Genomic DNA, 16,954 nt, shown 5'->3' with positions numbered 1-16,954 from the left:
TTTCTATTTTACCATACTAAAAGGAAAAAAACTCACTTGACATAGGAAGATTTTAAGGGAAAACAATTATGATTTCGGTGATAAAAAAATTTTATCAGGCCCTTAAAAAATACATATTAGACGCTCTAAGGGCGGGATGATAAAATAGGGAATAGAAATATCAAAGGAGGGAAGGCCATGTGTAGAACGATTGTTGGAGTCTCTGCCAATCTATGTGCAGTGGATCCAGATGGAAAAAATATCCATTCGTCTGTATCTTGTAAGTTTGCGGAAACCATTAAGCAAGTAGGTGGCCTTCCTATGATCATCCCAGTGGGAGACCCATCTTTTGCAAAAGATTATATCGAAACAGTGGACAAGCTTATCCTCAGTGGGGGGCAAAATGTCCATCCTAGCTTTTATGGAGAAGAGATCGCTATCGAGAGTGATGACTACAATCTCGAGCGCGATCAGTTTGAATTGGCCTTACTAAAAGAAGCAGTCCGTCAAAATAAGCCGGTCCTAGCCATCTGCCGAGGAGTTCAGTTGGTCAATGTGGCCTTTGGTGGGACTCTCCATCAAGAAGTGGAAGGGCACTGGCAAGGTCTTCCTTTTGGCACTTCTCATTCCATTGAGACCAAAAAAGGTAGCGTGGTGGAGCGTCTCTTTGGACAAGCCAGCCAGATTAATTCTGTTCATCGCCAAAGCATCAAGGACTTGGCGCCTAACTTTCGAGTGACAGCCATTGACCCACGCGATCAGACCATTGAAGCCATCGAAGCAGTAGATGGTCATCGCATCATTGGCTTGCAGTGGCATCCAGAGTTTCTTGTTAAAGAAGAAAAAGGCAATCTCGAACTCTTCCGCTATCTTTTACAAGAATTGTAAACTCTTTAGGATTTTTTAAGGAGAAAGAGGTAAACTAGTCTCATCAACAAAGACCTCCTAACTTTGTTTGATACAGTTTACTTTTTTCATATAATCTCCTGCAAAAGTCTCCTCGTTTGAGGGGGCTTTTGTGTGTTTGTCAGAAATAATACGAATAGTAGTATCGGGAATATTTTAGTTCAAAATGATGACTTAATTGGAGATATAAGTATTGGTGAAGTTTAAAAGGAGTATTTTGGATAGGCAGATTTAAAACAGCTGACAATTTTTGGGAAAAATGGTAAGATAAAGTGTGAAAATTTTGACAAGCAAACTATTTCACTGACAATAAAGGACGTTTCTGTACTTTACTTTGAAAGTTTTTAAAAGTAGATCAATTATATGCCGATTACGCAGAAAATTCTATCTCTCAATTAAACTAGAAATGTAAGCAATGATTATTTCTTGCATAGTTTTATCCCACACAGTTTGTTGAATCTGAACTTTTAAAAGTCTTGGTTCTAAAAGAATTCAGTATTTCAGGAGTTGTCTATGTGTCGATATAAGATCAATTACTGAGGTGAAATGAGAGATATATTATTGTTTTTCCATCATATTAGGGAGCAATGGAGTGAATTGATTTATTTGTTAAATGAATGAAGTTATTATGAAAATTAGGAGAATGTAAGATGTTATCATTATTTAACTATCTTGGACGATTCATGGATAAGCATCCTAAAAAAGTACTGTATTTTTTAAGTGCTTTTTTTCCTATGCTAATCATGCTTATTGTATGGGCCATAATTGGATTGTATCCATTTGGAAACAGGAGCTTAATGTCTGTTGATTTTGGACAACAGTACATTAGTTTTTTTGGATTATTGAAGAATTCAGTTTTATCGGGAGATTTCTCTAATCTGAGCTATTCGTTTACCCAGTCACTTGGGGGACCAATGGCAGGATTAGTTGGATATTATTTGCTGAGTCCTTTTAATCTGATTTTTATTATTACCCCATTTCAATTTTATGGACTTGCCATATTCCTCATTATTTGGCTGAGATACGGAGCAATAGGTTTAGCATTTGCTTTTCTATTGATTAAGCGATACAAAGGATTGAGTTCGAAGAAGTATCTTGTTCCCTTGCTATCTACAGCGTATGCTTTATCTGGTATGTTAGTAGCTTATCAGATGAATGTAATATTTTATGATGCTATGATTATGCTTCCAATAGTCATCGCTTATCTGGAAGAGCTGCTAGACGGAGGTCGGGGCATTAAATACTCTATTTTGCTAGGGTTGATGCTATTCTTCCAGTTCTATATGGGATATATGTCCTCTATTTTTATAGTGTTGTATGCTTGTTTTTATGTATCACCTAAATTAAGTGTAGAAGGATCTTTTAAGATAAAGATATTGAACTATTTTCGCCCACTAATTAGAGCATTGGGTTATTCAATTATTGGGGGTGGTTTGGCTTCTGTAAGTTTACTGCCTATTTTATCAAGTCTTCTCGAAAGCAGAGGTGGTTATAACCCAGGAATGACTTTCTCATTAGATTTAATGATTAAGCCTCTGGATATTTTATCGAAGTTAACAATTGGTGGATTTGATTCGGGAGCATGGGTAATGGGGCCAAGCCTACCGAATATATATATAGGTGCCTTTGGATTCGTCGGATTTATTTTATATTTTTTATGTAAAAAAATTAGTAGTATAAAGAAATGGTCTGCGGGTGTCGTTACTTTTGTTTTCTTTATCTCATTTGTAAATGAATTTGTAAATAAAATTTGGCATATGGGCCAAATGCCATTAGGATTCTTTTATCGTTTTTCTTGGCTGTTTTCGCTTTTTATGCTAGTCTTGGCATTTCAAGCACTAAAAGAAGGAGTTGAGATTTCTAAAAAAGGAAAAGTGATTTCACTTATTCTTTTGGTGGCTGCGTGCTCCTACTTGTCCAATGCAACTTTCAATTATATAAAACAACTGCAACCTGAGAGTGTTACTCTGATTATATCTAGTCACTTACAATTAATTTTATTGTTTGTAATAATGAGTGCTAGTGTAATATTTTATCTAAACTGGAAGTTGTCAAAAGATAATTTGGAAAAGAAGGTAACAAGAGTTATTGTAACGAGTGTGTTAATCCTAATTTCAGCTATCTTGGCCATGAAAGGTTTCCTATTCTCACAAATCTGTTTAACACTTTGCACATATGTCTTTGTAATTTTTTCCATTAAGCCTAAAATGTCTAAAGTAGTGGTTATCTTGTTGTATGGAATGACATTTTTTGAGTTAGGTTATAATGCATATTTAGCTCAAGTTGGTTTTTACTATAATGAAATTGATCAGTTTGTAGATGCAACTACTTCAGTGAAACGAGTGACGGATCATGTTAAAGAAAATGCTGATAATAAATTCTATCGTATGGCCTCTACCTTTGCATATTCTAGGACAAGTCCTTCACTTTTAACATACCCTGGTTTAGAGAACTTTAGTTCAACTCTTGAAAAATCAACAATTGATCATTTTTCATATATGGGAAATATAGGGGGATATTTCTCAACAATTTATGCGAATGGAACTCCGTTAACAGATGCACTGTATGGTGTTCGATACTATATGGATTTCAAAGATGGAGCTGATAAGCAGAACGAAACTCAATCTGGGAAAATGAAATTCACTCGATATACGAATCGTTATGATATGGACCGATATTTTACTAAAAAGGTTTATGAGGATGAACGGTACATCGTTCGTGAAAATCCAAATTCTTTTTCTATTGCATATGGAACAAATAACCTTGTGGGTGACTTAAAATTCAACAAAAATGATGCTATAAACAACCAAAATAGAATTTTAAATGCGATGAAGGGTGTTTCAGTTGAAAGTCCTGGTTATGTTGATTATTTTACACCTTTAGGTTTTAATATTGAGGTGGAAAATGTAGAAGTTGTCAAAGAAAATAAGGACAACGGAGAATACGTCTATAGGAGAAAAGATAATACGAAAGAAGGAGTAATCCGCTATAAGTTTACACCTCAAACTGATAATACTTATTATTTATTTTCTCCACAAACACTAACTGGTAAAAATGGCTATACAGTTTCAGTAAACGGTGATTTGATAAGTAATTTAATTGTTTTCTCTCAAAGGCAAATTTGGCAGATCACAGATCGAACCTCACAAAAGGAATCGGTTATTGAATTCCGATTCAAGTTTGATGATATCGATTTATCTCATTTGGGAATATATAGAGCTGATGTTGAAAAGATAAATGAAACACTTCATTCTAGAAAAAATCAAGAATTGAATGTTGAGCAGTTCAATAGCACACACATAGTTGGTAAGGTGAACATTACAGATGGGAGTACTATTATGATGACTTCTATACCATACAATGAAGGATGGAAGGTCAAGGTTGATGGTAAACCTATTAAAACGAAAAAATCATGGGATAGTTTTCTATCTTTTCCAATTTCACCAGGCAAACATAAAGTAGAATTTGTCTTCAAGCAAAAATGGTCCACCCTTGGGTTGGGGATGACCGTTTTAAGTCTAATAGTACTGTTATTCATTAAGAAAAGAGAGATGCTACTAAAAAGAAGTTCCATTATTTTTAAAACCCCCAATTTGTAAAATTAAGCTAGACAGAAAAAGCCATTGATGTTAGGCTCAGATAAACACCACATTTTGAACTGCACCCCAAAAGTTAGACAGAAAAAATCTAACTTTTGGGGTGCAGTTCATTTCTAGTTTACTAGATTTTTAACAGGAGTGTTTTTCTTGTGTCTCATTTTTGTGGGTGGAGGGCCTAATATCTATGCACTTTTTTATTGAAACATTACGAATAATAGAATTGGAGGAACGCTTTTCAAAAAAGTGATGGTATAATAGAAGAGATAAAAACTATTTAGAATGAAAGAGGAATTATGATGACAAAAATTCGTGGATTTGAACTTGTATCAACCTATACCAATCAGGACTTGCTGCCAAAACGGGAGACAGCCCATGCAGCTGGCTATGACTTAAAGGTAGCAGAGCGCACGGTGATTGCACCAGGGGAGATTGTCCTCGTGCCAACTGGGGTCAAGGCCTATATGCAGCCGATGGAGGTGCTTTATCTCTACGACCGCTCGTCTAATCCTCGCAAAAAAGGCCTGGTCTTGATCAACTCTGTGGGGGTTATTGATGGAGACTACTATGGCAATCCAGGCAATGAAGGCCATATCTTTGCTCAGATGAAAAACATTACCGACCAGGAAGTTGTTCTTGAAGTTGGTGAACGTGTGGTTCAGGCTGTCTTTGCCCCTTTCTTAATCGCAGATGGCGACGAGGCAGACGGAGTTCGTACTGGTGGATTTGGATCGACAGGGCACTAAGATGAAGATTATCTTTGTGCGTCACGGAGAGCCAGATTATCGCGAGTTAGAGGAACGCTTCTATACTGGATTCGGAATGGATTTGGCACCCTTATCTGAGAAAGGAAGACAACAAGCTCAGGAACTTTGTCAAAATCCTTTACTTGGCTCAGCTGATATACTGGTGTCTTCTGCAGTGACGCGAGCATTAGAAACGGCTTTTTACGTATCTTGTGCTACTGGTCTACCTTTGAGAGTAGAGCCTTTATTGCACGAATGGCAGGTCTTAGAAAGTGGAGTAGAGAATTTTGAAAAAGCCCGGACTCTCTTTCTAGAAAATAATGGAAAGCTCCTTCCACATAGCCCGATTCAATATGAAACAGCCGAGGAGATGAGAGCTCGTTTTATCGAATCTATGGCTAAGTACAGCGACTATCAGAAGGTTGTAGTGGTCACGCATCGCATGCTCATCCGCCAATTTGTACCGAATGAAACGATCGATTTTTGCCAAGTAATTGAGTGTGAGATAGAGATTTAGAAAGAGGTATCGTATCGCTAAGAAAAAAACGACATTTATTTGTCAAAATTGTGCTTATAACTCACCCAAGTACCTAGGGCGCTGTCCCAACTGTGGTTCTTGGTCTTCCTTTGTCGAGGAGGTCGAGGTCGCAGAGGTTAAGAATGCACGAGTGTCCTTGACAGGTGAGAAAACCAAGCCCATGAAACTGGCTGAGGTGACTTCGATCAACGTCAATCGAACCAAGACCGAGATGGAGGAGTTTAATCGTGTTCTTGGTGGAGGTGTAGTACCAGGAAGTCTCGTCCTCATCGGGGGAGATCCAGGGATTGGGAAATCTACCCTTCTCTTACAAGTTTCGACCCAGCTGTCTCAAGTAGGAACGATCCTCTATGTCAGTGGTGAGGAATCTGCTCAGCAGATTAAACTCCGTGCAGAGCGCTTGGGGGATATTGACAGTGAGTTTTATCTCTATGCTGAGACCAATATGCAGAGCGTGCGAGCAGAAGTGGAACGCATCCAGCCTAACTTCCTTATCATCGACTCTATCCAGACCATTATGTCTCCTGAGATTTCAGGAGTTCAAGGATCGGTTTCTCAAGTGCGAGAGGTAACCGCTGAGCTTATGCAGCTGGCCAAGACCAATAACATCGCCATCTTCATCGTGGGCCATGTGACTAAGGAAGGAACCTTGGCAGGTCCTCGGATGTTAGAGCACATGGTGGATACGGTGCTCTACTTTGAAGGGGAACGCCACCATACCTTCCGGATCCTGAGAGCGGTCAAGAACCGGTTTGGCTCGACCAATGAGATCGGGATCTTCGAGATGCAATCAGGTGGGCTGGTTGAGGTTCTCAATCCGAGTCAGGTCTTTCTAGAAGAACGCCTGGATGGGGCGACGGGCTCTGCCATTGTCGTCACCATGGAAGGAAGTAGACCAATCTTGGCTGAAGTCCAGGCCTTGGTGACTCCGACCGTATTTGGAAATGCCAAGCGGACAACGACAGGTCTTGACTTTAATCGGGTCAGTCTCATTATGGCTGTTTTAGAGAAGCGTTGCGGACTTCTTCTCCAAAATCAGGATGCCTATCTCAAGTCAGCTGGTGGTGTTAAACTGGATGAACCAGCCATTGACTTAGCCGTAGCGGTGGCCATTGCTTCTAGCTACAAGGAGCTTCCAACCAATCCCCAAGATGCCTTTATCGGTGAGATTGGCTTGACTGGGGAGATTCGTCGCGTGACTCGGATTGAGCAGCGGATTAACGAAGCGGCCAAACTTGGTTTCACTAAGATTTATGCGCCAAAAAATTCTCTCCAAGGCATCACGATCCCAAATGGCATTCAAGTGATGTCGGTCTCCACTGTAGGAGAGGTTTTGAAAAAAGTCTTTTCTCAATGATTTTTTGAAACCGTTTGCGAAAAGATTTTTCCTGTGCTATACTTTGTCTATACTTACTTAAGGATAGGGGTTAATGATCATGCAATTTTTTACAGATAACAATGTGCAGTTCCCTTTGGTCGAGCTATCTCTCAATCAAGGTGAGACTGTCTATATTCAGCGAGGGAGTATGGTCTACCATACACCTAATGTGACCCTCAACACCAAATTAAATGCAAGTGGCTCCGGTGTGGGACGCTTTGTAAAAGCCGTTGGGCGGTCAATGGTTTCGGGTGAAAGTACCTTTATTACCCAGGTATTCGCCCAGTCTAATAATGCTTATCTAGCGTTGGCGCCCGACTCACCAGGTCAGGTTGTACCACTGTATTTGGGCGAAAAGCAGTATCGATTGAACGATGGTGCCTTCCTTGCACTTGATGGTACAGCTTACTATACAATGGAAACCCAATCGATCGGTAAGGCTCTCTTTGGTGGCCAGGGAGGATTCTTCGTCATGACAACTCAAGGTCAAGGGACTCTCTTGGTGAATGCTTACGGTTCTATTAAAAAAATCGAGCTAAACAATCAAGAAATTACCATCGATAATGCCCATGTCGTTGCTTGGAGCCAGTCTTTGGATTATAATATCCACTTGGAAAATGGTTTCTGGCAATCCATTGGAACAGGTGAGGGAGTGGTCAATACCTTTAGAGGGACTGGTGAGATTTATGTTCAAAGTCTCAACCTTCAAACCTTTGCTGGCCTGCTGAACCGCTATTTACCAAAACGATCATAGGATAAGAAAGGAGAGTAGAAGTTGGTTTGCTTTTACTCTCTTTTTTCATGTAGGCTACCAACTGACAATCTGGGAAAAAGATGGTAAGATAGAGAGTAAATAATTTGGATTTCAAACTATTTATCGACCAGAAAGGAAGTTCCTATGTCCTATTTTGAGAATTTTTTAAAAGCCAATCAAGCCTATGTTGAATTACACGGGGATCTCCATCTCCCCATCAAACCGAAAACGCAAGTGGCCATTGTGACCTGTATGGATTCTCGTCTTCACGTCGCACCAGCACTGGGACTTGCTTTGGGGGATGCCCATATTTTGCGGAATGCAGGGGGGCGCGTGACAGAGGACATGATTCGCTCTTTGGTCATCTCTCAGCAACAGATGGGAACCCGAGAAATCGTCGTCTTACATCACACAGACTGTGGAGCGCAAACCTTTGAGAATGAAGGATTCCGTCAGCATCTGAAGAAGGAACTGGGAGTTGATGTTGGGAATCAAGATTTCCTGCCTTTTCAAGATATCTACGAGAGCGTCCGAGAAGATGTCGCACTATTGAAAGCCTCGCCACTCATTCCAGATGATGTCATTATCTCAGGAGCTGTCTATGATGTCGATACGGGATTGATCACTGAGGTGACATAAGAATTTTATCTTTTTATGGGAGAGAGTGGGACAGAAATGGGTAATTCGTTAGAATTCGATTTCGTCGTCCCACCTCCGCACAGTTGAGTAGGGCTGTAAAAGCTGATAAAATCGGCGTAGTAGAGTCCACTCAGCCACTGCGTCTTGCTCAACAATCCAAAAACAATTAAGAGGCTAGGACTATTGTCCCAGACTCTTTTTTTATTAATCGATTCTAAAGAGAAATCTGCAGTCGAAAATTATCTCCTTTAATTATATTTAAATTGGCAAGTTCTTCAGTTTATGGTAAATCATTTTATAATTACGGGAGGTTTAAATGAAAAAAATCAAGAATGTAGCCAACATGAACTATTTATGGTTGCTGTTAGGATCCTACTTTATTGTCGTTTTGTTTAATTTGCTTAGATTTTCGACTGAAGCGCTCTTTCTAAAATTAGGAGAAGTAGGAATTGTTGGGACAATTATTGGGGTTGTCATTAGTTACCCATTTCTATGGTTTATGCTTTTACAACTCAAATGACATTTGAATAAAGCTGTCGGTTATATACGGCAGCTTTATATTATTTAATAGGAGGTTGATAGAAGCTAAATAGTGAACTTTCTTCCATTTTATAGAGGATAAAAGGAAAATAGAAAAGGAAGTCTTTTGGGTAAAAATTTATAGAATAAAATAGTTGACTTTCTATCAAACAATAAGTATTATTAAAGTAAAATCCATTTCTATCCACCTTATAAGTGATTGAATCTTTATCAAAGGGTTGGTTAAGTTGAAACGTATAGACTGAGAAAAGTGGGAAGAATTAAATGAAAGAGGAGGTTTCATGAATATTAAAAAAACAACCAAGTACTCTTTGTTAGCAATTGGGGTGTTAACAACATTTCAGTTAGGCCAGGTAAAAGCCAGTGCGGATTCTTTTGAAAATTCAAATGAAAGTCTTATTAAGAATCAAGATGAAAACCAGCCAGCATTGCATAAGACAGTTTCTATTCCAGAATCTGAAACTAGAGCAGTTACAGAGCCAAATTCAGAAGAAAAGCCGGCAGTTGATCAGGGAGATAAGAAATATGTAGCTCCAGCATTAACAGAAAAGGAAACAAAAAGTTCTGAGGAGGATGCTAAGAACACTTCGACGGAAGCCTCTTCTTCTGATAAAGATAGTAAAGCCGAAACTTCTCTTAATAAAGACAGTGAAGCCGAAACAAGTCTTAATAAAGATAGTAAAGCCGATCTAACTCTTAATAGTGTAGAAAAGAAGGAAGCTCCAACTCCTGCTTCGGTTACACCTTCCGATACAAGTACAAATGAAGCTGAAACGGCAGCAACTCCTAAAGTTCGTCGTAGAAGAGCTGCAGCTAGCAATACAAAAGTATACGATGATGCGGATTACGGTAAATATGTAAAAGCAACAGATTTTGGTCTTGATACGACAGGAAAAGTTGAAGCGAGTGAAGCAATCAAAAAGGCGCTCTCTGCGGCCAACGAGGTTGAGGGTGGCGCTTCTGTTATGCTATCAGGGACAGTTTTGCTGAAGAATACCTTGGTTATTGATGAAAACTATGCCAATGTAAAAGGTTTGATTGGTAGTGGTCCAAGTCGTAACAACACAAAAATCTTATTTAATAAGAAGCAAGACGGAGAACACGATCCTGAAACAAACTTGACGGACAACCGTTACGAGTCTGCAGTGCTCATTCAAAATAAGAATAACTTTACTGTAGGTCGTTTAACAGTTGAGCATGCTTATGATTCGTCAGACTACACCAAAGATAATGAGTTTTACCGTAAAGGGAAATCATACTTTGGACGATCAAACGGTATCTATGTAAACGATTCTTCAAATGTTACGATCAATGATGTTCGTGCCATGAAATTCAACAGAGCCGGTGTCTTCTTTAGTTCAAGCAAGGCAACAGCGCAAGAGTATGATAGCAATGGAAGACCAATCCGTTATAGCAGTATCTCTGAAAAGGTTTCAAACGAAGTCAAGTCTATCGGAGATCCAGATGTTCCAATCATGGACGGTAACAAGGTAACCAACTCCTTCCTTCATAACAACCGTGTTGCGGGTGTTATGTTCGGTTACCAAAGAAACTTCGTTGTAGACAATAATATCTTATCTTACAATGGTCATGTGTTGGACGGTGGTACCGGATATGGTGCAGCCTCAATGGCAGGATCTTACAATGATGGTATTACCTATACTGGAAACTATACCAACTACAACTACCGTAAAGGATTGGATATCCATGACGGGAATAAGATCCTCATCGAAAACAACGTTTCGCTCGGAGACCGTTTGAATGGTATTGAGGTCTATAACCGTGCCAATCCAATGACGGATGTCATTATCCGTAACAACAAGGTAACACAAGATCCAAACTCTAAGTTGGAAAACGATGATGATGATCCAGCTCGTTACCGTGGTTACACAGCCATCTCTATCCTGACAAATGAGAAAAACCATAAATGGACCAAACCTCTTGATAAAGGTCGTTATGTCATTTCAAATAACACCATTGAAGGTTTAACAAAATCATTTGAAAATGGACAACTAGGAACATTTGGTATTCTCTTTAGAAACAACGAAAGTTCAAATGATTATAGTCTAAATATTGAAGGAAACACTATCACTGGTGATTCGACAGACTATATCATCTCTGTTAACAATAATACAGCCCAAGCATCTAGAGGTGTTGAAGGTGGCGGTTCAGGTGACATCACTATTTCAAGAAACAAGATTGAAGTAGATGACATCAAGCAGTTACCGATTTACATCAATGATGATACAACTTATGTAGCAAGTGTTATTGACCGTACTACTGGAAAACGTGTCAACAAGGTTATAAAAGTACCATTTACTAAGACTAGAGGAAGTGTCAATATTGACAACAATGAGTTGACTGTATCGAAAATCAAATCAAGATGGAAGAATGCGGTCGCTATTGAAAGCACAAACGCAGCTACTATTGATGTTAATAGCAATACCTTCAAGTATAAAGACAATGAGCCATGGCAACGTTACGATGTCACTCGTAAAACAGACGGAGCAGTTATTAAAGACTTGATGCAAGCTTTCTTTGGTATCAACCGTCTCAACGACAGTGTTAAAGTAACAGCTACAGATAACAAATTCATCGCAGATACACCAAACAAAAATGGTTTCTTTAGACTATATAATGGTGAGTGGGTGAACTTAAATGCCAAGAGTCATAATGTCTTCCTCGGACGTAACACTCTAGATGGCAAACCATTAGCTCCAGTGGATATCGTTGGAGATAAAACGGTTGAAACACTTCGTACAACGACAACAACAGAGTACATCATCGAAACTCGTGAGACAGATGAACTTCCTATCGGATTTAAGGAGACTGTTCAAAAAGGTGTCGCTGGTAAGAAAGTTAATGTATACAAGATTACCAAAGTTGGTGATACAGTAGTAGGACGTCAGATTATCTCTGAAGAAACAATCTTAGAGCCTACAAAAGAGATTATCTTGATTGGTACAGCGACAGAAACATTTGAAACTGTTACTGAGAAAGAAACTGTTGAATACGAAACAGAGATCAGAACGGATCCAACAAAACCAAAGACTTATCAATTTGAAAATCAAGCTGGTAAGAATGGTTCTGTTGAAAAAACTTACCAAATCAGAAAATTGAATGGTAAGGAAGCTGGTAAGACTTTGACGTCTGAAACAGTGATTGACCAGCCAGTTAAACGCATTATCACAGTTGGTAGTGCAGTAGAAAAAGTAGAATACACTACTGAAATCAAAGATGTAGACTTTGAAACAGTCATCGAATATGACTATACGAAACCAAAAGGTTACGAAGAAGTCCGTCAAGACGGTGAGAAAGGTCGAATTGAAAAGCAATACAAACTGACTTACCTCAATGATGAACTTGTTGACCGTAGCTTGGTCAATGAAAATATCCTTAAAGAGAAGAAGGATAAGATCATTGTTAAAGGCCTAGGTGTGGTTGTATCAGTGAGATCTGTAGTTGTCGTCGAAGAAAAAGACTTCAACAAGGTTATTGAAAAAGATGAAACCCAACCAGAGGGTTACAACAAGATTACTCAGGTCGGCTCACCAGGTACAATAACAACAACTTATGAAGTCACCTATGAGGATGATGTTGAAGTTGCTCGTAAAGAAATCTCTAAAGTGGAAGATCCAAAAGCTGTTGATGAAATCACAGTAATCGGTACTTCTAAGATGACAGAACGTACAGTGGACGAGCAGATTGATGTTCCATTCAAGACAGTCTATATCGCTGACAAGACACTTCCAGCAGGAGAAAGTGTTGTCGAGGAAGAAGGAAGTCCAGGACAAATTATCCGTACATTCTTGGTAAGCTATAAGAATGGTAATGAGATTGGCCGTGCTATTGTATCGGAGCACAAGATTACAGATGCTGTCAATCGTGTCGTTCGTGTCGGAAATGCGACACCTATCGTGGAAACAACTGAGCTTGTAGATGAGACAGAGTCAATCGATTACAATACTCTCAAAGAGTTTTCGGATCAACTTCCTGCAGGAACAACTAAGGTTATCCAACCAGGTAAGAAAGGTCAGAAAACAAATCGTTACTCTGTAACGAAAGTGAATGGAGAAGAGACATCTCGTACATTTGTAGAATCTAACATCACTACAGATCCAGTAGATGAGATCATCCAAGTTGGAACTCGTATCAAAGAAATTAGAGAAGCAAGCGAGACAAGTCCAATTCCATTTACCATTAAGGTTCGTAAAGACACTACGAAGCCAATTGGCTACCGAGTGACTGAGGTAGAAGGTCAAGATGGTGAGAAGTCAGACCTCTATAAAGTAACCTACATCAATGGTACTGAAACCAAACGTGAACACCTCAAGACAACAGTCGTTAAAGAAGCCGTTGACAAGGTGATTGTCGAAGGTGCCGGAGTAGAACGTGCTCTCTTTGAAATTCAAGAAGACAAGATCACAAGTACAACTGAGTATCGCAACGATGACACACTTCCAGAAGGTGAAACGAAGATTACCCAAGTTGGCGAGGAAGGACTCCTTCGTAAGACAATCGAAAAACGATATTTCAATGACGAATTGCGTTCTACGAAATTAGTAGAAAGCAAACTGATCAAAGAAGCAACTCCAACGATCATCTTAGTAGGTACAAAACATGTACCGACCATCAAGGTAGAGCAGGATACTCAGACTGAGAAGATTGCCTATAAGACTCAAAGCGTCGAAGATCCAGACCTACCAAAAGGTGAAACGAAGGTGGTCCAAGCAGGACGAACTGGTCTCATTGAAAAAGTCTACCAACTAACCTACAAAGACGGTGTCTTGATTAAGACAGACTTGATCAGTAGCAAGGAAATTCAGAAAGTCCAAGACGAGATTATCCATATTGGTACTCAAGTCACTGAAACCAAAGAAATCAACACGACAAGTCCAATCCCTTACAATGTCATTATTCGTAAGGACAAGACCAAGCCAGTTGGCTACAGCCTTGTTGAAGTAGAGGGGCAAGAAGGAATTCAAACAGACTACTATCAAGTAACTTATGTCAATGGTAAGGAAGCCAAGCGTGAACACCTTAGAACAGTCATTACAGCTCAGCCTGTCAATAAAGTCTTAGTTGAAGGTTCTGGAATCGAGCGTATAATATTTGAAATTCAGGAAGAGCGAATCACAAGTTCGACTGAGTTCCGTAATGACGACACTCTTCCAGAGGGTGAAACAAAGATCATCCAAGAAGGTCAGGATGGATTGATCCGTAAGACGATCGAGAAACAATACTTCAATGACGAAGAACGTTCTTCAAAATTGATCGAAAGTAAAACTGTCAGAGAAGCAGTTCCGACCATCATTTTAGTAGGGACAAAACATGTTCCAAATGTTAAAGTGAAGAAGGAAACGCGAACTGAAGAGACTAACTTTAGAACAGTTACTGTTATTGATGAAAACCTGCCAAAAGGTGAACGTAAGCTTGTTCAAGAAGGTCGTGCTGGCTTAGTAGAAAAAATTTATCAGCTTACTTATAAAGATGGCATCTTAGTCAAGACGGACTTGATTAGCGTCAAAGAGTTGCGTCCAGCACTCGAACAGATTATCCATATCGGTTCTCAAGTTACTGAAACCAAGGAGATCAGCTTCACAAGTGGAATCCCATACAACACCATCGTTCGGGAAGATAAGTCTAAGCCTGTGACCTATCGTTTGGTCGAAGTAGAAGGCCAAGAAGGAAGTCAAACTGACTACTATCAAGTAACCTATGTCAATGGTAAAGAAACTCAACGTGAGCATCTAAGAACTGTCATCACGACTCAACCTGTTAACAAAGTTGTTGTAGTGGGTACTGGAGTTGAGCGTACAGTCTTGGTGACTGAGGATGAGGTCATTACTTATCAGACAGAATATCGCAATGACGAAAGCTTAGCAGAAGGTGAAACTAGAGTCTTCCAAGAAGGCCAAGATGGACTGATCCATAAGACTTTTGAAAAACACTACTTCAATGATGAAGAACTCTCTTCTACATTGGTAGATACCAAGGTTATCAGAAAGGCAGTTTCTCGTGTAATCTTAGTTGGAACTAAACAACTTCCTACTATTACAACAGAGGAGCTAATTGAGATAGAAGTCGTCGCCTTTGAAAAGAGGATCGTCGAGAATCCTAATAAAGCAGAAGGGACAGTCTCCCTCTTGCAAGAAGGCAAGACAGGTAAGCGTCAATACAAATACCGTTTGACTATTCAAGATGGTCGTGTCATCAAGAAGGAATTAATCCAAGTGACACTAATCGAAGAACCCGTTCATGAAATTACTGAACTTGGTACAAAAGTAGTGAAGAAGAACGAGAAAAACGACCAATCTCAGGATCAACCTGGTCATAAAGTTGAGGAGCTCAATCATGTTTCAACAAATCCAAAAGCGGAAACCAAAGTTGAATCTATAATAAATAGCCAAAAAGATAGTGGGGAAATCCAAGAAAATCGCTTGCCGAATACAGGTGCAGAAGAGAGTTGGATCCTTTCTATCATGGGCTTTATCCTCTCAATTATCACTCTTGGTTTTTTCAATCGTCAAAAAAACGAATGATAAGTGAAAAAAGATAAAAAATACTTTGCAAAGTGAAACAATTATGTTACAATGATAAAAAATTAATAATAAGGAGTTTATTATGCAAACCACAAAAACGAGCATTAAGCGAGTTTTAGCGTTTTTTAGTGTACTAGTTTTGGCTTTGACAGTCGTAACAACGATTTTTGCTGACGAAGTTACAAACTATACCAACAACACGACTATTACCCTCGATGGTAAAGCCATTACTGCTGATACAAAAGTAGGCAGAGGTCAAGCCATGGAAGCTACAAACAATATTACCTTCCCAGATTCTCAAGCAATCAATGCAGGTGATACACTTGTTCTTGACTTGCCAAAAGAATTGAACTGGCCAGTTAAGTCAGAATTCCCAATCAAAAACGGATCTGAAATCATTGGTAATGCAGTTGCTGACCCAGCTACTGGTAAAACAACAGTAACGTTCACTGACTATTTCTCTAAAAATCCTAACAATAAGAGAATGTCATTGAAATACGATGTGGTTGTAAATGCTAGTACTGTAACTGAGTCTGGTAAAAAGACATTCAAGTATGGTGAGCAAACTTATAATTTGACATATGATCCAGATTCTACTGCAATTGGTCAATACGAATACAAGTATGGATACCAAGATCCACAAAATCCAAAACGTATCAAGTGGAAAGTTATCTTGAACGCTGGTCAAGACAAATTGAACAAGATGGTTATCACAGATGAGCTTGCTGACGGACAAGTATTGGTAGAAGGAAGCCTTCGTGCTGTACGTTACGCAACTCAACCTAAAGCTATCGAAAGCGAAGAACAACTTACAAAACTTGACCCAACTGACAACTTCTCTAAGAAAGCTGTATATACTAAGAACGCTGCAGGTCAAATTACTGGTTTCACTATCAACTTTGGTGACAACTGGAACTGGCCAATGTACTTGGAGTACACTACTGAGTTGACTGAAGCTAAGAAAAAAGGTGATGTAGTTAACAACGTCATCAAGTGGAAAGCTGAAAACTTCCCTAACGAACGTAGCTACCCTGCTAAAACACTCATCTATACTGCGTCTGGTGAAGGTGAAGGGGAAACTACAACCACAACGACTACAACCACAACGACTACAACAACAACAACTACAACAACAACTACAACTCCGGAACCAACCACTACAACAACTACAACTCCGGAACCAACAACTACAACCACCACAACTCCGGAACCAACAACTACAACCACCACAACTCCGGAACCAACAACTACAACCACCACAACTCCGGAACCAACAACTACAACAACTACAACTCCGGAACCAACTACAACTACTTCATCAAGCGAAGAAGCAACC

General features: G+C 39.4%; 10 protein-coding genes. All 10 read left to right on the top strand.

Annotated features, from left to right (window positions below; translation table 11 throughout):
- Positions 1–177: 177 nt before the first annotated feature.
- A complete protein-coding gene (locus AC3E6G_RS07455; RefSeq protein WP_490700753.1) occupies positions 178–867 on the top strand; it encodes a gamma-glutamyl-gamma-aminobutyrate hydrolase family protein in 690 nt (229 codons plus the stop codon).
- A 668-nt stretch (positions 868–1,535) separates the two neighbouring features.
- Entirely contained in the window at positions 1,536–4,484 is a 2,949-nt protein-coding gene (gene pgfM1, locus AC3E6G_RS07450; protein WP_490700752.1) for a glycosyltransferase PgfM1, read from the top strand.
- 296 nt (positions 4,485–4,780) lie between these two features.
- On the top strand, positions 4,781–5,227 hold the full coding sequence (locus tag AC3E6G_RS07445) for a dUTP diphosphatase (protein WP_490700813.1): 447 nt from the start codon (positions 4,781–4,783) through the stop codon (positions 5,225–5,227).
- The gene (locus tag AC3E6G_RS07440; protein WP_490700751.1) at positions 5,172–5,744 is read left to right on the top strand and encodes a histidine phosphatase family protein; all 573 of its coding nucleotides are present in this window, start codon (positions 5,172–5,174) and stop codon (positions 5,742–5,744) included. The genes AC3E6G_RS07445 and AC3E6G_RS07440 overlap by 56 nt, the downstream gene beginning before the upstream one ends.
- 13 nt (positions 5,745–5,757) lie before the next feature.
- Positions 5,758–7,122 (top strand): DNA repair protein RadA, encoded by a 1,365-nt coding sequence (radA, locus tag AC3E6G_RS07435; protein ID WP_490700812.1) that lies wholly within the window; start codon positions 5,758–5,760, stop codon positions 7,120–7,122.
- A 79-nt stretch (positions 7,123–7,201) separates the two neighbouring features.
- On the top strand, positions 7,202–7,897 hold the full coding sequence (locus tag AC3E6G_RS07430; RefSeq protein WP_006595479.1) for a TIGR00266 family protein: 696 nt from the start codon (positions 7,202–7,204) through the stop codon (positions 7,895–7,897).
- Between the two features lie 144 nt (positions 7,898–8,041).
- Positions 8,042–8,536, top strand: coding sequence for a beta-class carbonic anhydrase (locus tag AC3E6G_RS07425; RefSeq protein ID WP_490700750.1), 495 nt, complete (start codon positions 8,042–8,044; stop codon positions 8,534–8,536).
- A gap of 316 nt (positions 8,537–8,852) precedes the next feature.
- On the top strand, positions 8,853–9,056 hold the full coding sequence (locus AC3E6G_RS07420) for a hypothetical protein (RefSeq protein WP_490700749.1): 204 nt from the start codon (positions 8,853–8,855) through the stop codon (positions 9,054–9,056).
- Positions 9,057–9,357: 301 nt separating this feature from the next.
- Complete coding sequence (locus AC3E6G_RS07415) at positions 9,358–15,618, top strand: G5 domain-containing protein (RefSeq protein WP_490700748.1); 6,261 nt, start codon at positions 9,358–9,360, stop codon at positions 15,616–15,618.
- An 82-nt stretch (positions 15,619–15,700) separates the two neighbouring features.
- The coding region (locus AC3E6G_RS07410; protein ID WP_490700747.1) for an Ig-like domain-containing protein at positions 15,701–16,954 on the top strand (1,254 nt) is incomplete at its 3' end.

The organism is Streptococcus sp. SCPM-O-B-23252 (M501), assembly GCF_058200355.1.
This window is presented reverse-complemented; position numbering and strand designations above follow the sequence as displayed.